This window comes from Pseudoalteromonas sp. LC2018020214 (genome assembly GCF_016598755.1).
Lineage (GTDB): Bacteria > Pseudomonadota > Gammaproteobacteria > Enterobacterales > Alteromonadaceae > Pseudoalteromonas > Pseudoalteromonas distincta.
The window spans coordinates 21334-44471 of sequence record NZ_CP066805.1; the positions used below are offsets into that span (position 1 = coordinate 21334).

Below are 23138 nucleotides of genomic sequence, written 5' to 3' on the forward strand. Positions count from 1 at the left end.
ATACACTTAGTTTGATGTTTTTAGTCCTGAGCACAGTAACGACATAGACCAAGTTTACAAATGTGCTGACAAAGCACTTTACCATGCAAAAGAACATGGCCGTAATCAGTGCATTGTTGCTGATATTAGCTAACCACTGCTTAGCTAAGTAATATTTTGCATTGAACTTAAATTGATAAATCCTTTACAAAGTGTGCATGAGTTTATTAAGCCAGCCATCAGCTTTTGATGGTTTGTAAATCATTACTACCTCTTCGCTGTAGTGACTGTTAACCCCCTTTACAGTAAATTTTTTAAGCCCTAAATCATCAATCACAAAGTTTGGTAAATATGCCAACGTCTAGCCACTTTGTACAACCTCTATTAATGCACTTCCAATTAGAATCTAGGCAACTCGCTTTACTAAAAAATTAATATGGGTGTCATTTATAAATATCAAAAAATAAACTCAACAAACGCTGCAGCTTCATGCACCGTTTGTTGCTATTTAATTTTCTAGGAGCTAATTAAAACTCATAGCTTATTTTGGCTGAAAAGTTACGCCCAGGTTGGGTGTATTGGCTAAAATCAGCACTTTGCGATTGACCTGCAATTAGCTCAAAAGGCACATATTCTTTATCGAGCAAGTTAAGTACACCTACATTTAGCTGCAATGCTTGCCATTCGTAGTTTGCGTATAAATCAACAACGCCGTAGCCATGCCCTTGCGTAGTTTTATTACCGTTTGTATCAAGTACTACATCCGATTGCGATTTAGCCAAACGCAACGCGGCGGTCCAGTTAATATTACCCTGTTCTGTACTTAACAATACTGAGCCATTTAACGGACTAATGCTGGTTAGTGGCTGATCGGTTTCTTTATTTTCACCATCAACGTAAGCCACGTTTGCCTCTAGTAGTATATTTTCAGCTACATACATGGCAATTCCTGCTTCAACACCGCTTATTTGTGTTTCGCTAATATTTTGGTACTGATACAGCGTTTTGTTTACGCCAGGAATGTACGTTGGCTCAACACCCACTACGGCGGTTTCTATAAAGTCATCGTATGCTGCATAAAAAGCGCTTAAATTTACGCTAATATCGCTGCTGGCGTATCTTAGCCCAAGCTCAAACGAATCACTGCTTTCAGGGTCTAAATCGGCGTTTGGTAATATTTGATAAAACGGTTCAACGCCGTGGCTTTGATAGGCTTGGTCGTGTGGTGGTATTTTAAAGCCTCGCACGTATTGCCCGTACAACGACAAGTTATCATCCACTTGGTATATAGCACCTAGCTTAGGGGAAAAAGCAGATTCGGTAATATCACCAAGCTGCGCATCGGCGTATAGCTCATCATTTTTAGCCTCTAGGGTGTAGTAATCATATCGCACACCCGCAATAACCGACCACGCGCTATTATTAAACGAAATACTGTCTTGTACATAAGCGCCAATTAAAGAGGTATCAGCCCCCGGGAATGCTTTTTGTTTTTGGTCTGTAAAATCAACAGTGCCATCGGCTAAAATACGGGTTTTAAAACGTGGGCGGGTGGTGTCGTATAAGTCTATATCAATCCCGTATACCACTTCATGATCGGCACTCTCTGCGTTAAACTCTTTATTAAATACCGCTTTAAAACCTAAAATATTTTGCTCAAAACGATAGTCGTTATAATCGGTGTAGGTGCTTGCGCCACTAATTTGATCGCTTTGTTGCTCGTAACTACTATAAGACACTTGCCCGTACCATTTATCAAACGCAGCTGTAGTTACTTCTGAATGGTAATCTAGCGCCAGTGACCAACTCGTGTCATCTTCTTCGGTTTCTTGAACCGCGGGGGTTATTACTTGCTCAGTTGTTTGGTTAAAGTAATCAAGGGTGTATTTAACTGTGCGTTTTTCATCAAGCTGTTGCTCAAATTTAACTAATAAAGCGTCCGACTTAGCATCATAACCGGGTAAATTTTCGTCATAGTTTTGTACTTCTTCGCTATCGCGGTGGCTATACACGGCGCTTACTGCAAAGTCGCCTAAGTCTTTTGCAGCAGTAACATCGGCGGCAACTTGATTACTTTGACCTTGATACCCAAGCGCCATTTTTACAAAGCTGCTGTTATTTTTTAAATAATCACTTGGATCTTTAGTGGTTATAACTACAATGCCACCAAGTGCATCAGAGCCATATAATGACGATGCAGCACCTTTGGCTACTTCTACTTGTTTTACACCTGCTACGTCAAAATAATTACGGCCAACTAAATAGCCCCCTCCACCTGCATAACCATCGTTGGTGCGTCGGCCATCTTTTATAAATACAACCCGGTTACCACCAACACCACGTACTGTAAGTGTTTGCGCGCCTGCGCCACTGCCTGTCGTTGCAATGCTTGGGTCGTACTTAAACATGGTTTGTAAATCTACAGCTAGCTGACGCTCTATGTCTTGCTCGGTAATAACAGTGACTGAGCCTGTTACATCTTTAAGCTTTTGCTCAAAGCGCGAGCCACTTACAACAATATGTTCGTCAATTATGTTTTCGGCAATGGCAGTGCCCGAGCCGAGTAGTAAGGTTGCTATAGCAGTAAATCTAAACGCAGAGGGATTCATTTTAACTCCAAATGATAATAGTTATTATTTATGGCGGAGATGTTACAACTAAGTCAAAATAAGATCAATTAATTATGATAATCATTTTCATTTAGATTTAACTGGTTATAATAGCCAAAAAATAAAACCGGAGTGTGTAATGAAATACCTATTTATATTGTTTGCTTTAATGGCCCAATCTGCACTTGCACAAGAGCGCGTTATTAGCGCTGGCGGCACCCTTACTGAAATAATTTATGCGCTAGGCAAACAAAATACCCTTGTAGCTGTTGATCAATCGAGCATGTACCCGCACCAAGCCACGCAATTACCGCAAGTGGGCTATTATCGCGATTTAGCTGCAGAAGGCGTACTTTCAATGCGTCCAACCACCTTGTTAGCGCTTGAAGGCGCAGGGCGAAGCCAAGCACTTAAGCAAATTGAGGCAACAGGGGTTAAGCTAATTCATTATAAAAAGCCGACCTCAGTTAACGAGCTACTTGAGCTTATAAAACGCCTTGGTACCGACTTAAACGCCAAGCAAAAAGCACAAACACTTATTACACACATTACAAAATCGTTACCTGAAAAAGCAAAAGCGCAAACACAAAGCGCGCTATTTTTACTCTCAGCTAATGAGCGCGGGCTTATTGCCGCCGGGCAAGAAACCGTCCCTAATTTATTATTTAGCTATGCAGGCATTACCAATATAGGCGCTACGCATTCAGGCTTTAAAGCAATTAACACCGAAGTACTTGCTATAAATCAGCCCGACTTTTTAGTAGCCCCAGCCCATGTTGTACACAGCCTTGGCGGTAAGCAGGCTTTTTGTGAGCAACCGAACCTACGCTTATTAAAAGCGGCGCAAACCTGTAACTTACTTGTAATGGATAGCCTACTTTCGCTTGGCATGTCGCCACGTATTGCCACAGCAATTAATGAGCTTAACGAGTACAAAGCCCACTTATGAACACCCTAACATTGAGCCGCTTTAAGCCTGTAACACTTAGCCAAACCCATAAATGGATGCTATTAGCCTCTGTGTGTATTTTTGCTTTGGCGCTACTTAGCATAGGGTATGGGCCAGCAGGGTGGGATTGGCGTTTAGCCATTGCTTGGCTTGCACCCGAGCGCTTTAATCAGTTTGATGCGCTGCAAATAAATGTCGTAATGCAAATACGTTTGCCACGCTTTGTGCTTGCAGTGCTTGTAGGGTTGGTGCTTGCCCAAACAGGCGCGTCAACGCAAGCGCTGTGCCGCAACCCATTGGCCGATCCATCTATTATTGGCATTAGTGCGGGTGCGGCTATGGTTGCTGTGGCGTTTATAGCACTTAGCGCGCAGTTTAATTTTAACGCGCAGTTGTATTTACCTTATGCGTCGTTTTTAGGGGCGCTTGGTGTTACCTCGCTGGTATATTTTATTGCTAAGCAGCAAGGGCAAATTAATATCACCACACTTATATTAGTCGGGGTTGCTATTAACGCATTAGCATTTGCGGTTATTGGGCTACTGAGCTTTTTTGCCGATGACAGTGCATTACGATTAATAAATTACTGGACCATGGGCTCATTAGGCGGAGCAAGCTGGAGCACGATTATTCAAGCTTTGCCATTACTGCTTATTAGCCTAGTTGGGCTATGGCGATTAAAAAATCCCATGAACTTGCTCCTTATTGGCGAGTCACAAGCTCAGTACCTAGGGGTAGACACCAACAAGCTCAAACTATATGTAATTATACTTGTTGCACTAGGAGTAGGGGCGGTTGTGGCACTTACCGGCTTAATAGGGTTTGTTGGCTTGGTAGTCCCGCATATTGCCCGCTTAATGGTGGGGCCGCATTTACGTAATATGCTGCCGCTTTGTATGCTAATTGGCGTAGTGGTATTGCTACTTTCTGACTGGCTAGCACGCATTGTGATCATGCCATCCGAGCTACCCATTGGCATTATTACTGCATTATTGGGTGCGCCATTGTTTATTTATTTAATAGTGAAAAATAAGCGAGGTTGGTCATGATCACGTTTAACAATCTAAGCGTTGGCTTTGATAATCACAGCGTTTTAAACGCTATTAATGGCAGCGCTAAACAAGGGCAACTTGTAGCACTACTTGGTGAAAATGGCGCAGGTAAATCTACCTTGCTGCATACCTTAGCAGGTATGCATTCCTTTACAGGCAGTGTACTTTTTAATAACAAGCCGCTGGCCGCTCATGCTAAAAAACGCCTAGCGACACAGCGCGCAGTGATGATGCAAGCAAACCACGTAGGGTTTGATTTTACTGTATTTGAGCTTATTGCAATGGGCCGCTATCCATATGTAGAGTCATTAAAAATGCAAAGCGAAAAAGTAAATAAATACGCCGCTATTATGGATTTAAGCCATTATTTAACTCGCCGCGTAAGTGCGCTTTCGGGCGGAGAGCAACAACGTGTGCATATGGCGCGCACTTTGGCACAACTAAACGCCTTTACACAATCGGCCGAGCCAAAACTAATGCTGCTCGACGAGCCTACATCAGCACTTGATATGCGCCATCAACATGCTTTGCTCAGCTGCGTTAAAGCATTTGTAGAGCAGGGTAACAGCGCCATTATTGCAATACACGATCTAAACTTGGCCAGCCTTTATGCAACCGATGCTATTTTACTGCACAACAAAAAAGTGCTGCAAAGTGGGCCTATAAACACCGTATTAACTGAACAAAACTTACAACAAATGTACGCCATGAAACTGCACGTAAACCCTCATCCTTATAACGATGCACCCATGGTTTTTTCTCAACGTCAGGAGTTTTTATGAGAGAGCAAGCGTTAAACGATGCACGCACATTGGTTTACAAAACCAATGCTGGTGTCATGTCGACCATTTCTAATAATTTACGCGGTTACCCGTTTGGCTCAGTAACCCCCTATATGTGCGACGAACAAGGCCGTGTTTACTTTTTTATTAGCGATATAGCCCAGCACACTAAAAATCTAAAGCACGACTCTCGTATGAGCCTAACTGTATATGATGCCGCCGACTACGGCGATCAAAACGAGCACGGGCGGGTAACGCTTGTAGGCGATGGCTCTGTTGTGCCAAGTGAGCAAGCACACACTTTACTTAATAACTATATTGCCCTATATCCCGAAGCCGCTAGCTATCGCAACGCGCACGACTTTCAATTATGGCAATTAGACGTAGTGCGAGTGCGTTACATTGGCGGGTTTGGCAAAATATTTTGGCTTGAACAAACCGAGTGGCAAAACGAGGCAAAAGCCTGGGACGAAAGCCAACAGCAAAGCATGATTAACCATATGAATGAAGATCACCAAGATGCTATGTCGCTCATATTAATGCAGCACTACGGCGTAGCTGATAACCCCCCAATAATGAGCGGCTTATTACCCACTGGCTTTTATATACAAAGCCAAAAGCGTAACTACTTTATTAACTTTAAAACCCAGTGCCACAGCCAGTTAGAGGTACGTAAAGCGCTGGTTGAGCTAACCAATCAAGCCCGAAATAACTAAACTAAATACATGACGACATAGTTAACCTGAGCCCTGGTTAAGAGATTCACTAACTATGTCGTTATTTTATAAGCAAGCTGTTTGCTCGCCTCGCTCACTTCGCTTGCCTAACGCTTTAAAACCCGCTTGTTGATGCTGTTTTTGCACATAACGAGGAGGCAAAGGGTTAACCTGCAACTGATATCCATTTTGATTAGCTTGCACACTTGTTACCGGCGATATCCACACAACATTTAGCTCTGGCGCTAAACGCTTAATAACGCGCGCTATACCTTCGCCATTTTTCACATGAAAATTGCCCGCTATATGCATTACCTGCGCATCTTTATGATTATTTAAATAGTTAACAATAGATTCTGCCATGGTTTCATCCCAGGTAACTTGCGCAGCATAATAGTTTTCATTTTGACTTGGCGAGCCGTGATGCATTGAGGTCATAAAACGTTGCTTGTAGTCACTGGGGGAGGTATCAATAGTGCTGGCAATATAGCTCTGCTGTGTTTCATCAAGTGTATTTAGGTAACTTATGCCTTGCCTGCCAATACAGCTGACTATATTTTTAGGGGCATTTGCAGCGATTACATCGCTATTGTTCGTTTTTGCCAGCTCTACCAGCGCACGGTAATCACTTTTGTAGTTAGGCCACGCTTGGGTGTTGTCAATTAAGTATTGCTCACCAATTTCACCTTTAACATACTGGTTTAAAGTAAGCTGATCGGCGCGGCTAAATTGTTCAAGCGACAGGGCAGTGCGTTTATTACTTTTGCTTAATTGCTCAAATAACTCAGCCTGAAATAAATGCACACCCGGGTGCGTATGCCATTCACCTACTAAAACCACATCGGCATTTAATAGCTTGGGCTCTAATAATACAGAGCTAACAGGCTTTGCTTGTGCATTATAAAGCGCTGAGTAATATAATGATGAGCTTTTATCAGGCACCGTGACTGTTGTGCTACAACCACTCAAACCCGTAACTAACGCCAGAGTTAACATAGACTTTTTCATACACACCTTCAAAACCCTTTAATGCAAATAATTATCAATATCATATACTTGTAATACCTATTAAGCCAGCCAAACTGCTGCTTACTTACATAATCAAGGAAATGAGCGAAACGCGCATTTATATGCCTGAACTTTGCTTGTAAATATTAAATAGCTTTTGATAGCAATGTCTTAGGTAATTTGTTAAAACTGTATAAAGTAGAAACATGAGCGTGACATCGGTAGAAGTATGCTCGATTCGCGGCCTGTAAAATTGTTAGATGTTAAATGGAGTTCTATGAAGCATCCACTTTTTAGTGAAAACATGGAAGATGGTTTTAGCCTATTCTTACTAAAATTTTCAGAATCGAGAAGCTGTCTCTTATTTGGTACCTCAGCTCTTTTGTTATTTATATTTGCAAGTCAAAACACCAGTTTTATGAGTTTCCTTAATGAACACTGGTTTGGTAACATTCTTAAGATTTTGTGTGTAATTGGAGCTTTATTAAGTTGGTTTTCAGCACAAGCACATTCATATAAAAATGGACACTTTAAACTAGTAGCTTCCATATTCTTACTTTGGCCCATTAGCTATATACTTGTTTTATATGCAGTTAACTAAAAAACCTAACGTAAATATCAAATGAAAAAATTATAGTTGGCTGTTTTTTGTTCCTAAAACCATTTTGGTCAACTATATTTTTCCGCTTATGTAAGCGTTAGGCACTGGAGAAGGTTTAATAGATGGAACCAAATTATTCAGAATATTCTATTACTGAATTGCAAGAAGCTATCACGTCTATTGATAGGGCTTTGTACCCTGAACGCTTTGAGCTATTAAAAGCCGAACTATTAAATAGAGACGAGGAAGAGCATAATGCATCTCAATTAGTAAGTCTTTCATCAAAGGACTTACTTATTAAGCTCAGCAATGCATTTTTTGTAATTCCGTTGATGATCTATGTAGGAGTAGATGCACTTAATAGGGGTGAAATACTCCTTAAAGGAGCAGCTATATCAAAAAATGAAAACTTTATATTATTTACATTAAGCGTAATGTTTTGTTTTTTAATCTCAGCGGTACTGACATGTAGCCTGTTTGTGGATAAGAGCAAAAGTTCCTGACAAATACATTATGTCGTTCATAAATTCACTAGGACACAGTTCGATTGGTAGTGTTTTTCTGGAGGTTGATAATATTTTCAACTCAGGGCAAAACATGCTGCACAAGCTAAGCAAAAACAAGTTATAGAGAATAAGAAGACGGTGAAGTGTATTTAAAAACTCTATAACTGAAACAAAAAGGCCGCAGTAATAAATACTGCGGTCTTTGTTTTTAGCTAAGTGCTATTTAGTAAGCGCCTGCGCTGTAAATAAGCTCGTAGCTGTGGCTGTAAATCTCAAGGATGTTACCAAACGGGTCTTCCATGTAGATCATGCGGTATGGCTTTTCGCCGGGGTAGTAATAACGAGGGGCTTCCATACGTTTTTTACCACCTGCTTCTACAATACGCTCGGCTAAACCTTCTACATCAGGGTCTTGAACACAAAAATGGAAGATGCCTGTTTTCCAATATTCAAAATTGTCTTTTGGGTTTTCTTGGTTTTTAAATTCGAAAATTTCGACGCCAATACGATCCCCTGTAGATAGGTGCGCAATTTTAAATTTTTCCCACTTTTCGCCAAATACTTCTGTGCACATTTCGCCAATTGGGCTTTTGTCTTCGGTAATTAAAGTGGGTTCCATTATGGTGTACCAGCCCATCACCTTAGTGTAAAACTCAACTGCTTTTTCAACGTCCGGAACCGAAATACCAATGTGCGAAAAACTACGTGGATATGTATGACTCATAATGCTTCCTCTTTAACTTGTGACTTATCTTGTGACTAGTTGATGGAGTTAGTTTACGAATCAGCAGCTATTAAGTAAAATTATCATTAATCATCATTTTGAGTACGTTTTGTAATGATAAACCCTACATGGTTAAACACGTTTTGCACGTTGGTTGAGGTAAATCATTTTACTCAAACCGCCGAACGCCTTTTTATGACCCAATCTGGCGTAAGTCAGCACATTAAAAAGCTAGAGCAACAAGTTAACTGCGCTTTACTTGAGCGCCATGGTAAGCAGTTTTCGCTTACCCCTCAGGGCCAAAACTTATATCAGCAGGGCAGCCTACTTCTTAAAGATTGGCAGTTTTTAGAACAACAATTAAAAGATGATTCGCCGTACAGCGGAGCGGTAAAGATTCAATCTCCGGGCAGTTGTGGTTTAAAATTTTATAATCAATTATTAGCACTGCAATCTGAGCATAAAGAACTAGTTATTGATTACCGCTTTGCGCCCAATGTAAGTGTTGAACAAGCTGTAGCAAATCACAGTGCCGACATCGGGTTTTTAACTCAAGCTCCAACATTTAGCGAACTAACCAGCCATAAAATAAGCCAAGAACCACTACTACTTGTAACGCCGGCAGGTATAAACATGCCTAATTGGCAAACCCTGTGTGAACTAGGGTTTATTGCTCATCCTGATGCAAACCATCATGCGCAGCTACTACTAAGCGAAAACTACAGTGAGTTTGAACATGTTGACCAAATAAGACGTACGGGATTTTCTAACCAGATAAGTTTAATACTGGAGCCGGTAAGTTTAGGGCTAGGTTTTACGGTTTTACCTGCTCATGCTGTAGGTGCATTCAATAAGCCACAACTTATAAAAACACATCATTTAGAATGTCCGGTTAGTGAATCTATTTATGTGTGCCATCACCGAAATAGGCCGTTGGCAAAACGTATGAATACAGTAATTGAGCTAATAAAGGCGGGAGTAAATAGTTAAAACGTAAACCCCCTTTACACCCACGGCACTTAATACCATAGGCAAAAGGGGGAACAGAAAATTAGTTAACGCTTTCTAATTTTGCTTTTAAATCAAGTAAGTCGGTTGCGATTGTATTTGGCTGTATTTCCCACGGATCGAAAATAGATTCTTTAGATCGTTGAATCCACGCCGCGCGCATACCGTGCGATATAGCACCGGTTACATCAAACGGATTACTTGATACAAGCCACGTGTTTGCGCCTGTTGAATTAGTTTCGCGTAAAAAGTGGCTATAAACCCCTGGGTTTGGTTTAAAGGTTTTAACGTCGTCGGCACTTACTACCCCTTCAAAAAGCTCACTAATGCCAGCAGTTTCTAATAAGGTATGAACTGCGTCGGCAGCGCCGTTTGAAAATGCAAACAAACGGTAATCCTTCGCTTTTAATTGCTCAAGGCCTGCTTTTACATCGTCGAACGCAGGAAGCGTTTTATAAAGCTCTAGCAGTTGCCCTTTTTGATCTTCACTTAGCTCGGTTTTGTGCGCTAAGCAGGCGTAATCGAGTGCGTGTTTTGTACATAGCGAGAAAGGAATATAATTTTGCATTAATCCACGTCTAAATGAATACTCTAATTGCTTTTCGCGCCATGTATTTGAAAATGCTTGGGCGTTATCGCCAATCATGTCGTCGAGTAAGGACAGTACGCCGTGAGTGTTTATTAGCGTACCGTATACGTCAAATGCAAGTGTAGTTGCCATGTTTGCTCCGCAATAAAATAAATTAAGTTGGTTTTAGAGTACTTGCTTACAGCTTAACTTAATTTGAACGAACGCTCAAATTAATAAAACTTATAAGCATCGAGTGCTAAAATATCCATTTCTATACCTTCATGTATTTTTTTGGCTTTACCGTCACTACTTCCAAGCGCTGCAAAAAGAGGTAAAAAGTGCTCCTGGGTAGGGTGATTAAATAAAGCATAGGGTGCTTCATTTAAATAGTTAAGTAACGCTTGGGTGTTTTGCGCTATTAATTTTTGCTCAACCCAATGGGTAAACTCATTAACCATTTGAACACGATTAAGTGTAGAAGGGCTTTTAAATATTTCACGTAGATTGTGACTAATCCCGCCGGAGCCAATAATTAATACGTTATCGCTGCGCAGTGGTGCAAGTAACTGCCCGTACTTATACATCGCCTGAGCGCCCAAACGCGTGTTAATAGACACCTGAACAATGGGAATATTAGCTGCGGGGTACATTAAGCGCAGCGGGATCCACACACCATGATCCCATCCTTGATCTGCACTTTGCACCGTTTTAATACCCGCTTTGTAAAAGTACTCACTAATAGTATTAGCAAGCTTAGGGTCTCCTGGTGCTGGGTATTGAATTTCATACAGGGGCTTGGGGAAGTTATAAAAGTCGTGAATAGTATGCGGCGCATCTCCTGATGTAATAACTATATCGTGCGCTTCATCAAAGTGGGCAGAAAAAACCACAATAGCACGTGGTTTACTAAGCGTTTGACCTAATGATGCAAGAAAATCTGACGTAGCCGATTGCTGAACAGCCATCATTGGCGAACCGTGAGATATAAATAAAGCGGGCTGAGTCATGCTAAAACCTTAAACAAATAGATGTGTTATTAATCACTATATTAGTTTTTATTTTGACGATAAATATGGTATTTATTTATACATTATCAATAAACTATTGTTAAAAATGGATAAACTCACCACCATGAAGACCTTTTTAGCCGTTGTGCAAGAAGGATCGTTTTCAAAAGCGGCCGATAAACTCGATATTTCGCCGCAGTTAGTCAGCAAATATATTTCTGCGCTGGAAGATAATCTACGCACGCGTTTATTACACCGTACAACGCGAAAAGTAAGTGTTACAGAAGCTGGAAATCAATATTATCAGCGTTGTCAGCAAGTGATTATTGATATTGAAGACATGGAAAACTCACTAAATAACTTAAGCGAGAATGTCTCGGGTGTGCTTAGTATTAGTGCACCTATGTCATTTGGTACTAAGCATTTAGCAGGTTTGCTGGTTGATTTTCAAAAGCAGTATCCAAATTTAAAGTTAGATTTACGGCTCACCGACCAATATGTAGATATAGTAGAGCAGGGTATTGATATTGCTCTACGCATTGGCGTATTAAAAAACTCAACGCTCATAGCTAAAAAAATTGCACCTATACACCTAGCGGTGTTTGCGTCACCCGACTATTTAAAACGCCATGGCACGCCACAAACACTGCTAGATTTACAATCACATAATTATTTACGCTATTCCCACAGCGAGCCCACAAAGCGATTATTTGGGGTTAATGAGCTAAAAAGCGAGCTAAAGCTTGAAAGTAACTTTGTGGCTAACAATGGTGATTTGCTACTAAATACAGCCATTGCGGGTGGTGGTATTGCTATGCAGCCAACATTTATAGCAGGGGAAGCACTGGCTCAAGGTAAAGTAGTGCGCATTTTAAAAGACCATGAACCCGAGCCAATGGGGCTTTACATGGTGTATGCAAACAGACAGTTTTTACCCAGTAAAGTACGTGCGTTTGTTGATTTTGCAAGTGGCTATTATGGCGATACACCTTACTGGGATTTAGGAGAGTGATATGTCGATAACTAATCAATTAACGTTATTTGTAGATGTAGTGCAAAAAGGCTCATTTGCCAAAGCCGCAGCACTGCATGATATGGATAATTCGTCGCTGTCTAAACAAATTAAAAAACTCGAAACCAGTTTAGGTGTGCAATTGTTAAATCGTTCTACGCGCTCGTTTTCGCTCACCTCAGCAGGAGAGGAAATTTTAACGCAAGCGCATATTCTTATCGATACACTTTCTGATATCCATAGCATAGCCGACTCGTATCAGGCAAAGCCAAAAGGTATTTTGCGCATTACCTCCGGTATGTTTTTTGGTCAGCAGTATATTCAGCCCGCTATTAATATATTTATGCAAAAGTATCCTGAGGTAAAAATAACCTTGATGCTTGACGATAAGCGTAACGATATTATTGCCGATCATTACGATTTAGCCTTTAGAATAGGCAAACTAAACGACTCTAATTTAATGGCTAGAAAAATTGCTAATATGCACTTTGCGCTTGTTGCATCACATGATTTTATAAAAAAGCACGGAATGCCAAGCACGCCAGAAGATTTATTAGCTTTACCCGCTATTATTTATGGCAATGGCGATGTAAGTCTCGACCAAATTAAGTTAAGCACTGAGCCTCATGGTGATGAGCAAAAAATACATAAAATGAAAGGCAATTACAAAGTGAGTGATGTACGCGCTATGGTCGATGCAGTAAAAGCAGGGCTTGGGTATGTAATGCTCGATTTATTTAATCTAGAAGAACCTATTGATAAAATGGGCCTTGTGCCGCTTTTAACTAATTATAAACTATCAACTATGGGCACAGGTATTTACGCGCTTTACCCTCATCGTAAACAAACCCCATTGGTAAGTGAGTTTATTAAAACCGTGCAAGAGTATATTGGTACACCGCCATTTTGGGTTGAACATATGCCTAATTACAAACAGTTATACAAATAGCAGATATAAAAAAGCCCCGTTAGGGGCTTTTTTGTGTACTCAAAATATACTTATAAAGTGGTTATTTAAAAGCCCTCTAAAACAACTTTACCTTTAGCCGTTTGCGTTTCAAGATGCTGATGCGCTTTACGTAAATTAACGGCGTTAATAGTGCCTAAATGCTCACCAAATGTTGTTTTAATCAGGCCTTCGTCAATCATCGTCGCTACGTTATTTAAAATAACGTGTTGCTCTTGCATATCGTCTGTTTTAAATAATGAACGAGTAAACATAAGCTCCCAATGTACCGATACACATTTGGTTTTGAATGGCACAATATCAAGTGTTTCAGGGTCGTCAATCAGTGCAAACTTACCTTGTGGCTTAATCACTTTAACTATTTCAGGCAAGTGTTGAGCAGTGTTATTTAAACTAACGACATAATCTACTTCACCTAAATTTTTAGCTGCAAACTCTTCACTTAATAAATTACGGTGATTAATAATAGTATCGGCACCTAAATCCTCTAACCACGACGTGGTTTCGGCGCGAGACGCTGTAGCAATAATTTTAAGCTTAGTGCGCTGCTTTAACAATTGCACCATAATTGAGCCTACACCGCCGGCAGCACCAATCACTAAAATACTTTTAGAATCATCATCTTCAGCTACGTTTAATCTATCAAACAACAACTCCCATGCGGTAAGGCTAGTAAGAGGAAGCGCTGCGGCTTCAAAGTTAGATAACGTCGTTGGCATTTTACCTACAATACGCTCATCAACTAATTGAAACTGTGTATTACTACCTGAACGCGTTACATCGCCGGCATACCAAACTTTGTCGCCAGGTTTAAATAAAGACACATTTTCGCCAACAGATTTAACAACGCCTGTAGCATCAAAGCCAAGTACTTTGTATTCGCCTTCTGGCGCTGGCATTGATTCACGAATTTTAAAATCAGCCGGATTAACAGATACTGCTTTTACTTCCACTAAAATATCGTGGCCGTGTGCTGTTGGCATTTCAAGTTCAATGTCTTGAAGTGATAGCTCGTTTGAAACAGGTAAGTTTTGTTGATATCCAATTGCTTTCATGTGTTTTGCCTCTCGTCGTTTAATACGCTGTGTTAATGACGCTATTTTGGCTTTATTGACACAGTTAAAAAAGAGGTAAAAAACCCAATCATTATGGAAATAATATTCCACAATAGAAATTTTATAACAGCCCTCGTAATACACTTCGAAGCGCTTTAAACACTTTTTGATTACTATGCCGCTGATGCTGTAATACATCAACATTAGCCAACCAACCCATTTCTTCAAACTCAAGAGGAAGTTTAACCAGCTCACCACTTTGTACTGCATCTACAGCTACATGGTTTGGTAATAAGCACCACCCGTTACCTTGTATTGCCAGCTCGAGTAATACAAAGTAATTATCGGCATACCAAATCTCTGGGCTAATTTTTAGCTGAAAGCTGCTTGTTTGTGTATTGCGCGAACGAAGAAGAAGTTGTCTATGTAGCCGAAGACCATCCATATTCTCACATCTGATCCCCGCTAAAGGGTGCGACTTAGCAACATATAAATCAAATTTTACCGTTCCAATACATTCATAGTCTAAGTAACTCGGTATATTTAATTCACTAAAAATAATACCCGTTATAAGCTTTTCGCTGTTTAGCATGTCAATTATGTCATGGCTGGATGCACTTAAAAACTCAAGCGATACGTAAGGATACTTACTTTGCAGCTTGCTAATAATACTCGCGATAGTTTTAAACGGGATCCCTTCGTCAAGTGCTATAGTGATTTCGGTTGGTGTTTTTTCGTTTAGTGTTAATGCAGAGTTTGTTAATCGCTGGTGTTGATTAAGCACGGCCTTAGCCTGGGGTAGTAACTGTTTACCGGCTTCGGTTAATTGTGGATAGCGCCCTGTGCGCTCAAATAATGTCGCATTACAGTCTATTTCTAAATTAATAATATGCTGGCTTATTACCGACTGCGCTTTACTTAAACCGCGCGCAGCAGCTGAAAACGATCCAGCTTCAACGGTAGCCACAAATGCCTGAAGTTGTTCAATACTAAACATATCGCTTTTCCCGATACTAAGTAACTAACACATATCTTTATAATGAATGAAAATACAGCCATCGTCATCAACTTAAGAAGTTATTTGTATATGAACACAGCAGAACGTATTTTTCAGGCCCTAATATTTGAGATGATTGCATTATTTTTTGTTGTACCTGCATCAGTTTATTTTGGTGGGTTTGCAACAGGAAAAATGGCAATAGTAGGCATTGGTTTATCAATTTTTGCCATGTTGTGGAACTACATTTACAACATAGTGTTTGATAAAATAGCAGGACATAACCGAAAAGATCGCAGCTTACTAACTCGTGTTACTCATGCATGTGGCTTTGAGCTGGGTATGGTGGTAATAACGCTGCCAGTGCTCGCTTGGTATTTAAATATTACATGGCTGGCTGCTGCTGCATTAGAAGCAGGCTTTTTAGTATTTATACTCATTTACACGTATATCTTTAATGTACTGTACGATAAGCATCAGCCATACAAAAAGTGGGTTAATAAATCGCAATGTGCTTGATAAGCTAAAGCTAACTCACATACACTTTATAAAACACATAAAAATAAGCCCGAATGGATATTCCTAACATTGGTTTTAACCATGATAAGTCAGCGCAAGCTGAGCTTGAAATATTGCCTCTTAGTAATTTGTACGAGCGAGATATAATTTCTCACGACCCGCAAATGCCGCATCGAGTCTCGTTTTATATGATTATTTATATAGAACAGGGCAATGGAAAGCACATGGTTGATTTTACACAATATTCATTTGAGCCAAACACACTTATTTTTTTGCAACCCGACCAAGTGCACGCATTCGACTTTAGTAAGCAACCAACAGGGTATGTTGTATTGTTTACGCAAACATTTTTAGACCGCGTGCATACCAATATGCGCTTACCAAATTACACACCAACCCATTTAAACCAACAACATACGCCATTACTTAAGCTAAATAAACATAGCCAAGCGCGGGTAATAAATGCCATAAACGAAATGGAAATAGAAATTGCACACCCGCAATCAGACCCACTCATTGTTATGTATTTATTTAGCGCGCTGGCTTTAGGATTGCATAGGCTACGCCCAGAACTGCGTCATGATAATATCAACCCAGAGCAAAGCATTAAACTGGGTACTTTTTATAAGTTGCTACAGAGCCATTTTCTAACGATTCGCGATGCTAACTGGTATGCAAACAAGCTGCATACAACCTACAAAACCCTTAATAGTATTTGTAAATTAAGTACCGGCCTTACAGCAAAGCAAATGATTGACGCGTTTACCTTAATAGAAATAAAACGCCGCTTAATAATAAGCAATGTAACAACACAAAAACTCGCTTACGATTTTGGTTTTGAAGATGCTAGCAACTTTGTAAAATATTTTAAAAAACAAACAGGAGCTACACCGAGTCAGTTTCAAGTACGCCATAGTGCCACTATTTTATAGCCGACTTAGCTTAGATTGGCGGGGTTCGATTTTTACCATTTTAGCGCCAACTTACACTCTACTGCACATTATAAATATTACATAAAATGCCTGCATACCAATAATTAAGGGCATTACAATGAAACCATTATCACTACTTACTCGCAGTGTGTTAGCGACTGCAGTTATTAGCTTAACTGCATGTGCAAGTGTACAAAAAACCACATCTGAACAAACTACACTTAGTAATACCGATAAAGCGGTTGCAGTTATTTCAAGCATAGAAACAGGCGATGCCAAAGCCATTAGCCATATAAACCCAACTCAATACACACAGCATAATTTAGCCGTTAAAGATGGCCTTGCAGGTTTTGGTGAAGTACTCCAGCAATTACCTAAAGGCAGCGCAAAAGCGCAAGTGAAACGCGCTTTTTCTGATGGTAACTACACAGTTACACATACTGAATATAACTTTTTTGGTCCGAAAGTTGGCTTTGATATTTTTAAGTTTGAAAACGGTAAAATTATAGAACACTGGGATAACTTACAAGCCATTACACCTGTAAATCCAAGTGGCCGTACGCAGTTAGATGGCGCAACAGCGATTACCGATTTGAGTAAAACAAAAGCGAATAAAGCGCTAGTTAAAGGCTTTGTAAATACCATTTTAATTAACGGCAACATGGCTAAAATCAATGACTTTATTAGCAGTGAAAAAGGCGCGTATATTCAGCACAACTCTGCAATTGCAGACGATTTAAGCGGCTTAGGTAAAGCGCTTGGTGAACTCGCTAAGTTAAACATGTCAATGATAGTAAGCAAAAACCATATTATTTTAGGCCAAGGTAACTTTGTTTTAGCAGTAAACGAAGGTACATTTATGAATAAGCATGTATCGTTTTATGATTTATTCCGTGTAGAAAATGGCAAAATTGTAGAACACTGGGACACTATTGAAACTATTCCTGCAAAAGCACAATGGCAGAACAGCAACGGTAAATTTGGTTTTTAATTAAACCAGACTAGGGCGTGTTGATCTTTGGTGGGTGAATTTGCAGCAGTATGTTTGGTTTTTAGGCAAGGCGGAGCCTATGTAGTGTGGTTATTCCCCATGAATAGGCGATAACGCAGCATAAATACCAAACATGCGCTGCCCAAAGGGTTCTTTCTAGGGACGATTAACTCTTTGTTGCTCGGTTTTTACTTAGCCCACTAGGTTACAAACCTCGCGCCGCGATTTAATCGCCCCTAGATTGAACAAATTTCAATCCACAAAGATCAACACGCCCTAATTAGCCCTACTTAATTTATTAAGTAGGGCTAATTTACTCTTTTACAGTTTACCGGCTAACTGTAATGGGGGTTTACAGTAACTTTTTGCGTTATACATTTAGCTCTTTTAATTTATTCCAGACGCTCTGGCCGCCAGGGTGAAACGCAGCATGATACCGATATGCGTAATATGTAATAGGCACGTAATAATGCTTTTGGCCAACCACAACTAAACAATCCTCTTTTAACATACTCACTGAGATGTTCATTTGGTTTATAAGGTTACGAGCTGTTATATAAAATATTTTACTGCTTGAGGTAGTGTAATCGGTAGATTTTTCCTGCCTATTAGCTCTGCGCCTTGTGTCTATAATTTATCGAGACACAAGATGTATAGCTTGCTCACGCGAGAAGCGTTGCTTAAAAATAAACCATATATTAGCTATGAATAAGTGTGCCAAGCAAATGGCACACCTATTTTGTTATGCAGGTATGGGGGCGTTTTGGGCAATAAGCTGTTTAGATTTCAACTCACTCCAAAATTCGCTTGGTATGGTAACTTTCATTGAGGCTACATTAGCTTTAATTTGCTCCTCCGTGCGTGCCCCAGGAATAATTGAGGATACCGTTGAAGGCGCCTCTGCGAATTGCAGTGCAGCTGTTTTAATATCAATCCCATGTTTAGATGCAATGTCGCTTATTGCATTAAACTTTTGCTGCATAGGCCCTGGAATTTTAGGAGAATAATTAAAGCGGTTACGACCGGCTAAAAAACCACCATTAAGCGGCGCACCAATGACTGCTGAAATACCTCGTTTATCTAGCATAGGAAAGGTTTTATCAAGTGCCTGCTTGTGATCTAAAATTGAATACTGCAGCGCTAGTAAGCAAATATCTGGGTCTGACATATCAAGCGCTTTATAAACAGCATGAGGTGTATTTACTCCAAAACCCCAGCCTTTAATTATTCCTTCATCACGCATTTTAGTCAGCTCAGGAATAGCACCTTTAGCCGCTTGATCAAAATACTTAAGCCAGTCATCCCCCATGTCACTATTTTGTGGTGATAAATCGTGAATATAGACAATATCGAGTGAAGCTACTCCAATACGATGCAAAGTATCTTCTATTGAACGGCGCGTGCCTGATGCTGAATAATCATACTTATAATGAAACGGTGAGTGATCAGCCCAATGCCAACTATTTTCTAAAGGCTCTGCTGAAGGGGTAAGAAGGCGGCCTACTTTTGAGGATAAAACATAATCTTCACGCTTTTTGTTTCGAAGTAAATCACCGAAGCGCCTTTCGCTTAAACTCAAACCGTAAAAAGGTGACGTATCAAAATGACGAATACCAGAATCCCATGCTGCATTTAGCATTGTTAAAATTTCTGTATCGCTTGATATAGTATTAAAGCCATTCCCAGCGGCAAGGCCACCCAAGCCCATTCTTGATTCCGGCCGGTAATGCTTAGCGTTAGTAACATCGTTTGTGGGTAGAGCAGCGCTTTTATCTATTGATCCTTTAGTTTGCATAACACTGCCGTTAGACATTTTTACCTTTAATTGCTCAGCCAAAGCTGAAGCACTAAAAATAGAGCCTAAACTTAAAGCAGCCCCTGCTTTAATAAAATTTCTGCGAGATACCATGTGACTATTCTCCTTGAGTAGGTTAAATATCTACGTTATAAGCTAGTATAAATAACAACCAAATTCAAGCAACAAGAAGACAATAAATATCAATACTATCAATAAGATAGTTAAATTAACAAACGCTGAACAGACGTTTGAATTAACATTTAAAACTGATTATTTTCTTTACTCGTATAGTCCTTTTAAATGTACAAAACAGTGCATTTTAATAGCTTGATAAAAAAGCATACTTCCAAATTGGTGCACGCTTTAATACTCATTTATACAACACAAAATGGTTACATTTATTAGATGTGTACAAATAAGTAGACAAAATCGTAATAAATTAAAGATGCACAAATAATCTCACTAGCAAAGCGATTGCGGCAACACTTAGCTAATTTAACCGAGCGTAGTTGAAATAATTGGGGTAAATATTACTGAAGCGTTTATTATTGAAGGTTTGCCTTGCAATACACGGCCTATTTGTCTCTTTCACAATGCAATTACTGGCAAGCCCTGTAAGAGTTTTATCTTGCCAAGTAACACTGTGCAGTGCAGCCTATTACAACTAAATTCAACGTAGTTAGCGCTGAAAATAGCTGCTTAAATAGATCTATTATTCAAGTTCAGGTTACTTGAGCTTTTTAATACCAATTAACACACAGATAGCACCGCCAATAATACCCGCCCATGCTTCTATTGGTGTGTCGCCACTAAATGCACGGCTAAGCTGCGAAGCCGCCGCATCATACACGTCGTATCCCCACATAATTAAAGCGATACCTATAACGATTAAAACAATTCCTACAATCTTATTATTCATAAATATCCTTAAGGTTTAACTTACATAAACTAAATAAAAATAAATCAGGGTTAGGGTCTGTTGATCTTTGCGGATTAAAATTTGTTCAAACTAGGGGCTATTTAATCGCGGCGCGAGGTTTGTAACCTAGTGGGCTAAGTAAAAACCGAGCAACAAAGAGTAAATAGCCCCTAGAAAGAACCCTTTGGGCAGCGCCTGTTTGGCATTAATGCTACGTTATCGCCCATTTATGGGGAATAACCACACTACATAGGCTCTGCCTTGCCTAAATACCAAACAGACTGCTGCAAATTTAACCTTGAAAGATCAACAGACCCTAATCTAATTCTAATTGAGCACGTTCTACGCTCTCACTAGGTAGCTCTTTTTGTACCGACACACCTAGCTCTTTAAACTCTGATGCTTGTTTAATTAAATTACCTTTACCACGGTATAGCTGCGAAAATGCTTTATCATAACTTTCTTTCGCTTTATCAAGCTGCTTACCTACGCCTTCCATACTCAATAAAAAACCATTGAGCTTGTTATAAAAACGCTCCGCTCGACTTGCCAGCTCTTTTGAATATTTGGTTTGCTCTTCAAAACGCCAAAGCTGTTTAACAATATTTAAACTAGTAAGCAGGGTAGTGGGTGTAGCTACCAGTATATTTTTTTCGATTGCTTGTTGGTAAATATCGCTTTGATATTTGAGTGCTTCTACGAAAGCTGATTCTATTGGTACAAACATAACCACCACTTCTGGCGAGTTAATACCAGGCAAACGGTCGTACGATTTACTCGCAAGTTCGTTAATACGCGCTGTAACGGCGTTTACATGCTCTTTAATTGCTTGATTAGCATCTAGCTCATTTTCAGCGTTCACGTAGCGTGTATAGGCATTTAATGAAGTTTTAGCATCAATAACTAAGTGGCGACCTTGTGGTAAGTACACAACTACATCAGGGCGCAAGCGGCCATCTTCAGTGTTAAACGACACTTCGCGCTTATAATCAACGCCTGCACGTAAGCCAGCACTATCTAATACGTTTTCGAGCATAAGCTCGCCCCAATTACCTTGGGTTTTCTTTTGCCCTTGTAGGGCGTTACTGAGCTTGTCGGCTTGATCTGTTATAGCTTGGCTTTTAGCTTGCAAATGCAGTAGCTCGGTTTTAAGCGCAGTCCGTTGTTTTATGTCTTCAACGTGCATTGATTCCATTTTTTCTCTAAAGCCTTTTAGCTCGCCTTGAACTGGTTTTAATAATTGCTCAATGCTTTCTTGATTTAAGGTTTTAAAGCTTTGTGATTTTTCTTCTAGAATTTTATTGGCTAGGTTTTCAAACTCTTTTTTGAGCGTATTTTTACTTTGCTCAATTTGCGCGAGTTGCTCGCTAAAGTTTTGCTGTTTTTGCTCAAGGGTAGTGCGCATATTATTATATTCAACATCGCGCTGATTATATTGTTCACGAAGCGCTGTCAGCTCGCCTTCGGCTTTACGCCAAAAATGATTGTATTGAATGCTTTGTTTTTCTTGTTCGCTAAAACGCGTTTTAAAATGCTGCGCTTCATCGCGCTGCTCTTGGTGGGTATGTTCTAGCAGTTCGTGATCTTCTAGCAAGGCGCTGTATTGCAGCTCTTTATTATCAAATTGGTTTTGTAACAGGGAAAGCTGTTGCTGCTGTTCGCTTATTTGTAGATGTAGCTTTTTGCGAAGCCGTGTTGATACAGCGCCGTAAAATAGGGCGCCTAAAGCAACACCAGCACCAGCGCTTAGCCAATCAATATTAGTGAGTACTTGAGTGAGCATAAAATAAACTTATAAAATTTAGAGACATGCCATCATAACCAATAACCAACAACAGAAGTAGGGGAGTTAAGAAATTACAGACATAAAAAAACCAGCTTAAAATAAGCTGGTCAAATATTACTAAGTTAAGTAATCAAAGGGATAATCAACATGTGCCCGAGCAAGCTGCAACTTAAATACATAATTACCAAAATAACTAATATTATTAGGTGAGGCTATATAACAACAGGCATTAGAGTAGACCGGATAACAAAATAATTAATTCAAATTAATTTGCGGAAGATCAATTGTTTTTATTTGGGTTGATTTAAACAAATCAAATTATGGGCATAAAAAAAGCCAGTTCAAAATGAACTGGCTCAATCATTACTAAAATTAGTAACTAAATAGGGGGAATCAACATGAAAACTTGTATTAACTGCAATTAATCAACAAGCATAATAGTAGACGCGTCTTTTTTAATTAAGTTCAAAAAAAATAAAAAACTTTTAAAATAAGTGCTGAACGCTAAATTTTAGACATAAAAAAAGCCAACTCAAAATGGGCTGGCTCAATCATTACTAAAATTAGTAACTAAATAGGGAATCAACATGAAAACTTGTATTAACTGCAATTAATCAACAAGCATAATAGTAGACGCGTCTTTTTGAATT

Annotated in this window: 22 protein-coding genes and 1 pseudogene; 13 read left to right on the top strand and 10 right to left on the bottom strand. The window is 39.7% G+C overall.

From position 1 onward, the window contains the following. Positions 1 to 34 precede the first annotated feature (34 nt). Positions 35 to 133, top strand: a pseudogene (locus JG479_RS20290) (hypothetical protein); the annotation flags it as partial. Between the two features lie 373 nt (positions 134 to 506). Here the strand turns inward: JG479_RS20290 and JG479_RS16625 are convergent. Then, the gene (locus tag JG479_RS16625) at positions 507 to 2588 is read right to left on the bottom strand and encodes a TonB-dependent hemoglobin/transferrin/lactoferrin family receptor (RefSeq protein ID WP_200220533.1); all 2082 of its coding nucleotides are present in this window, start codon (positions 2586 to 2588) and stop codon (positions 507 to 509) included. A gap of 139 nt (positions 2589 to 2727) precedes the next feature. Here JG479_RS16625 and JG479_RS16630 point away from each other — a divergent pair, with 139 nt between their 5' ends. The 4 genes from JG479_RS16630 to JG479_RS16645 are packed head-to-tail and all read left to right on the top strand — an operon-like array spanning position 2728 to position 6087. Next, the gene (locus JG479_RS16630) at positions 2728 to 3537 is read left to right on the top strand and encodes a heme/hemin ABC transporter substrate-binding protein (protein WP_200220534.1); all 810 of its coding nucleotides are present in this window, start codon (positions 2728 to 2730) and stop codon (positions 3535 to 3537) included. Further along, positions 3534 to 4586 (top strand): FecCD family ABC transporter permease, encoded by a 1053-nt coding sequence (locus JG479_RS16635; protein ID WP_002959220.1) that lies wholly within the window; start codon positions 3534 to 3536, stop codon positions 4584 to 4586. The genes JG479_RS16630 and JG479_RS16635 overlap by 4 nt, the downstream gene beginning before the upstream one ends. Further along, positions 4583 to 5371, top strand: coding sequence for a heme ABC transporter ATP-binding protein (locus JG479_RS16640; RefSeq protein WP_200220535.1), 789 nt, complete (start codon positions 4583 to 4585; stop codon positions 5369 to 5371). Before JG479_RS16635 ends, JG479_RS16640 begins: the two co-directional genes overlap by 4 nt. Beyond that, positions 5368 to 6087 carry a HugZ family pyridoxamine 5'-phosphate oxidase gene (locus JG479_RS16645; protein ID WP_200220536.1) on the top strand — a complete coding sequence of 240 codons (720 nt, stop codon included), beginning with the start codon at positions 5368 to 5370 and terminating at the stop codon, positions 6085 to 6087. Before JG479_RS16640 ends, JG479_RS16645 begins: the two co-directional genes overlap by 4 nt. A 66-nt stretch (positions 6088 to 6153) precedes the next feature. Here the strand turns inward: JG479_RS16645 and JG479_RS16650 are convergent, their stop codons facing one another. Further along, a complete protein-coding gene (locus JG479_RS16650; protein WP_200220537.1) occupies positions 6154 to 7095 on the bottom strand; it encodes a ChaN family lipoprotein in 942 nt (313 codons plus the stop codon). 277 nt (positions 7096 to 7372) lie between these two features. Here JG479_RS16650 and JG479_RS16655 point away from each other — a divergent pair, with 277 nt between their 5' ends. Beyond that, a complete protein-coding gene (locus tag JG479_RS16655; RefSeq protein ID WP_131632820.1) occupies positions 7373 to 7696 on the top strand; it encodes a hypothetical protein in 324 nt (107 codons plus the stop codon). A gap of 122 nt (positions 7697 to 7818) precedes the next feature. Continuing rightward, complete coding sequence (locus tag JG479_RS16660; RefSeq protein WP_033020786.1) at positions 7819 to 8199, top strand: hypothetical protein; 381 nt, start codon at positions 7819 to 7821, stop codon at positions 8197 to 8199. Between the two features lie 226 nt (positions 8200 to 8425). Here JG479_RS16660 and JG479_RS16665 read toward each other — a convergent pair whose 3' ends face one another. Continuing rightward, entirely contained in the window at positions 8426 to 8926 is a 501-nt protein-coding gene (locus tag JG479_RS16665; RefSeq protein ID WP_002959229.1) for a lactoylglutathione lyase family protein, read from the bottom strand. Between the two features lie 114 nt (positions 8927 to 9040). Between JG479_RS16665 and JG479_RS16670 the strand changes: the two genes are divergently transcribed. Further along, positions 9041 to 9916, top strand: a complete 876-nt coding sequence (locus JG479_RS16670; protein ID WP_200220538.1) for a LysR family transcriptional regulator — start codon at positions 9041 to 9043, stop codon at positions 9914 to 9916. Between the two features lie 61 nt (positions 9917 to 9977). Here JG479_RS16670 and JG479_RS16675 read toward each other — a convergent pair whose 3' ends face one another. Both JG479_RS16675 and JG479_RS16680 read right to left on the bottom strand, forming a co-directional pair. Continuing rightward, entirely contained in the window at positions 9978 to 10655 is a 678-nt protein-coding gene (locus JG479_RS16675; protein ID WP_002959247.1) for a haloacid dehalogenase type II, read from the bottom strand. Between the two features lie 80 nt (positions 10656 to 10735). Beyond that, complete coding sequence (locus tag JG479_RS16680; RefSeq protein WP_200220539.1) at positions 10736 to 11512, bottom strand: DODA-type extradiol aromatic ring-opening family dioxygenase; 777 nt, start codon at positions 11510 to 11512, stop codon at positions 10736 to 10738. Between the two features lie 106 nt (positions 11513 to 11618). Between JG479_RS16680 and JG479_RS16685 the strand changes: the two genes are divergently transcribed. Together JG479_RS16685 and JG479_RS16690 are read left to right on the top strand one after the other, a co-directional pair. Beyond that, positions 11619 to 12524 carry a LysR family transcriptional regulator gene (locus JG479_RS16685; protein ID WP_193226983.1) on the top strand — a complete coding sequence of 302 codons (906 nt, stop codon included), beginning with the start codon at positions 11619 to 11621 and terminating at the stop codon, positions 12522 to 12524. A gap of 1 nt (position 12525) precedes the next feature. Further along, complete coding sequence (locus tag JG479_RS16690) at positions 12526 to 13473, top strand: LysR family transcriptional regulator (RefSeq protein ID WP_002959254.1); 948 nt, start codon at positions 12526 to 12528, stop codon at positions 13471 to 13473. A gap of 65 nt (positions 13474 to 13538) precedes the next feature. Here the strand turns inward: JG479_RS16690 and JG479_RS16695 are convergent, their stop codons facing one another. Then, positions 13539 to 14546: a zinc-binding alcohol dehydrogenase family protein gene (locus tag JG479_RS16695; RefSeq protein ID WP_200220540.1), complete on the bottom strand. Its 1008-nt coding sequence runs from the start codon at positions 14544 to 14546 to the stop codon at positions 13539 to 13541. A gap of 121 nt (positions 14547 to 14667) precedes the next feature. Further along, entirely contained in the window at positions 14668 to 15543 is an 876-nt protein-coding gene (locus JG479_RS16700) for a LysR family transcriptional regulator (RefSeq protein WP_200220541.1), read from the bottom strand. Between the two features lie 90 nt (positions 15544 to 15633). Between JG479_RS16700 and JG479_RS16705 the strand changes: the two genes are divergently transcribed. The 3 genes from JG479_RS16705 to JG479_RS16715 all read left to right on the top strand — a co-directional run bounded on the left by JG479_RS16705 (position 15634) and on the right by JG479_RS16715 (position 17985). Continuing rightward, positions 15634 to 16062: a PACE efflux transporter gene (locus JG479_RS16705; RefSeq protein WP_033020790.1), complete on the top strand. Its 429-nt coding sequence runs from the start codon at positions 15634 to 15636 to the stop codon at positions 16060 to 16062. Positions 16063 to 16115: 53 nt separating this feature from the next. Further along, on the top strand, positions 16116 to 16994 hold the full coding sequence (locus tag JG479_RS16710) for an AraC family transcriptional regulator (RefSeq protein ID WP_039488901.1): 879 nt from the start codon (positions 16116 to 16118) through the stop codon (positions 16992 to 16994). A 118-nt stretch (positions 16995 to 17112) separates the two neighbouring features. Beyond that, on the top strand, positions 17113 to 17985 hold the full coding sequence (locus JG479_RS16715) for a nuclear transport factor 2 family protein (protein WP_200220542.1): 873 nt from the start codon (positions 17113 to 17115) through the stop codon (positions 17983 to 17985). A gap of 742 nt (positions 17986 to 18727) precedes the next feature. Here the strand turns inward: JG479_RS16715 and JG479_RS16720 are convergent. From JG479_RS16720 to rmuC, 3 genes are all read right to left on the bottom strand, one after another. Beyond that, complete coding sequence (locus tag JG479_RS16720; RefSeq protein WP_002959264.1) at positions 18728 to 19894, bottom strand: aldo/keto reductase; 1167 nt, start codon at positions 19892 to 19894, stop codon at positions 18728 to 18730. A gap of 616 nt (positions 19895 to 20510) precedes the next feature. Beyond that, positions 20511 to 20702 (bottom strand): DUF3185 family protein, encoded by a 192-nt coding sequence (locus tag JG479_RS16725; protein WP_024596528.1) that lies wholly within the window; start codon positions 20700 to 20702, stop codon positions 20511 to 20513. A 316-nt stretch (positions 20703 to 21018) separates the two neighbouring features. After that, positions 21019 to 22485, bottom strand: a complete 1467-nt coding sequence (rmuC, locus tag JG479_RS16730; RefSeq protein ID WP_039488906.1) for a DNA recombination protein RmuC — start codon at positions 22483 to 22485, stop codon at positions 21019 to 21021. Positions 22486 to 23138 lie beyond the last annotated feature (653 nt).

What these genes read in the sequence shown, in the direction of transcription:
- JG479_RS16720 (WP_002959264.1), bottom strand. Translation starts at nt 19,894, where the DNA reads ATGGTATCTCGCAGAAATTTTATTAAAGCAGGGGCTGCTTTAAGTTTA.
- JG479_RS16655 (WP_131632820.1), top strand. Translation starts at nt 7,373, where the DNA reads ATGAAGCATCCACTTTTTAGTGAAAACATGGAAGATGGTTTTAGCCTA.
- JG479_RS16695 (WP_200220540.1), bottom strand. Translation starts at nt 14,546, where the DNA reads ATGAAAGCAATTGGATATCAACAAAACTTACCTGTTTCAAACGAGCTA.
- JG479_RS16625 (WP_200220533.1), bottom strand. Translation starts at nt 2,588, where the DNA reads ATGAATCCCTCTGCGTTTAGATTTACTGCTATAGCAACCTTACTACTC.
- JG479_RS16705 (WP_033020790.1), top strand. Translation starts at nt 15,634, where the DNA reads ATGAACACAGCAGAACGTATTTTTCAGGCCCTAATATTTGAGATGATT.
- JG479_RS16645 (WP_200220536.1), top strand. Translation starts at nt 5,368, where the DNA reads ATGAGAGAGCAAGCGTTAAACGATGCACGCACATTGGTTTACAAAACC.
- JG479_RS16670 (WP_200220538.1), top strand. Translation starts at nt 9,041, where the DNA reads ATGATAAACCCTACATGGTTAAACACGTTTTGCACGTTGGTTGAGGTA.
- JG479_RS16715 (WP_200220542.1), top strand. Translation starts at nt 17,113, where the DNA reads ATGAAACCATTATCACTACTTACTCGCAGTGTGTTAGCGACTGCAGTT.
- JG479_RS16665 (WP_002959229.1), bottom strand. Translation starts at nt 8,926, where the DNA reads ATGAGTCATACATATCCACGTAGTTTTTCGCACATTGGTATTTCGGTT.
- rmuC (WP_039488906.1), bottom strand. Translation starts at nt 22,485, where the DNA reads ATGCTCACTCAAGTACTCACTAATATTGATTGGCTAAGCGCTGGTGCT.
- JG479_RS16690 (WP_002959254.1), top strand. Translation starts at nt 12,526, where the DNA reads ATGTCGATAACTAATCAATTAACGTTATTTGTAGATGTAGTGCAAAAA.
- JG479_RS16675 (WP_002959247.1), bottom strand. Translation starts at nt 10,655, where the DNA reads ATGGCAACTACACTTGCATTTGACGTATACGGTACGCTAATAAACACT.
- JG479_RS16685 (WP_193226983.1), top strand. Translation starts at nt 11,619, where the DNA reads ATGGATAAACTCACCACCATGAAGACCTTTTTAGCCGTTGTGCAAGAA.
- JG479_RS16660 (WP_033020786.1), top strand. Translation starts at nt 7,819, where the DNA reads ATGGAACCAAATTATTCAGAATATTCTATTACTGAATTGCAAGAAGCT.
- JG479_RS16700 (WP_200220541.1), bottom strand. Translation starts at nt 15,543, where the DNA reads ATGTTTAGTATTGAACAACTTCAGGCATTTGTGGCTACCGTTGAAGCT.
- JG479_RS16710 (WP_039488901.1), top strand. Translation starts at nt 16,116, where the DNA reads ATGGATATTCCTAACATTGGTTTTAACCATGATAAGTCAGCGCAAGCT.
- JG479_RS16630 (WP_200220534.1), top strand. Translation starts at nt 2,728, where the DNA reads ATGAAATACCTATTTATATTGTTTGCTTTAATGGCCCAATCTGCACTT.
- JG479_RS16680 (WP_200220539.1), bottom strand. Translation starts at nt 11,512, where the DNA reads ATGACTCAGCCCGCTTTATTTATATCTCACGGTTCGCCAATGATGGCT.
- JG479_RS16650 (WP_200220537.1), bottom strand. Translation starts at nt 7,095, where the DNA reads ATGAAAAAGTCTATGTTAACTCTGGCGTTAGTTACGGGTTTGAGTGGT.
- JG479_RS16725 (WP_024596528.1), bottom strand. Translation starts at nt 20,702, where the DNA reads ATGAATAATAAGATTGTAGGAATTGTTTTAATCGTTATAGGTATCGCT.
- JG479_RS16640 (WP_200220535.1), top strand. Translation starts at nt 4,583, where the DNA reads ATGATCACGTTTAACAATCTAAGCGTTGGCTTTGATAATCACAGCGTT.
- JG479_RS16635 (WP_002959220.1), top strand. Translation starts at nt 3,534, where the DNA reads ATGAACACCCTAACATTGAGCCGCTTTAAGCCTGTAACACTTAGCCAA.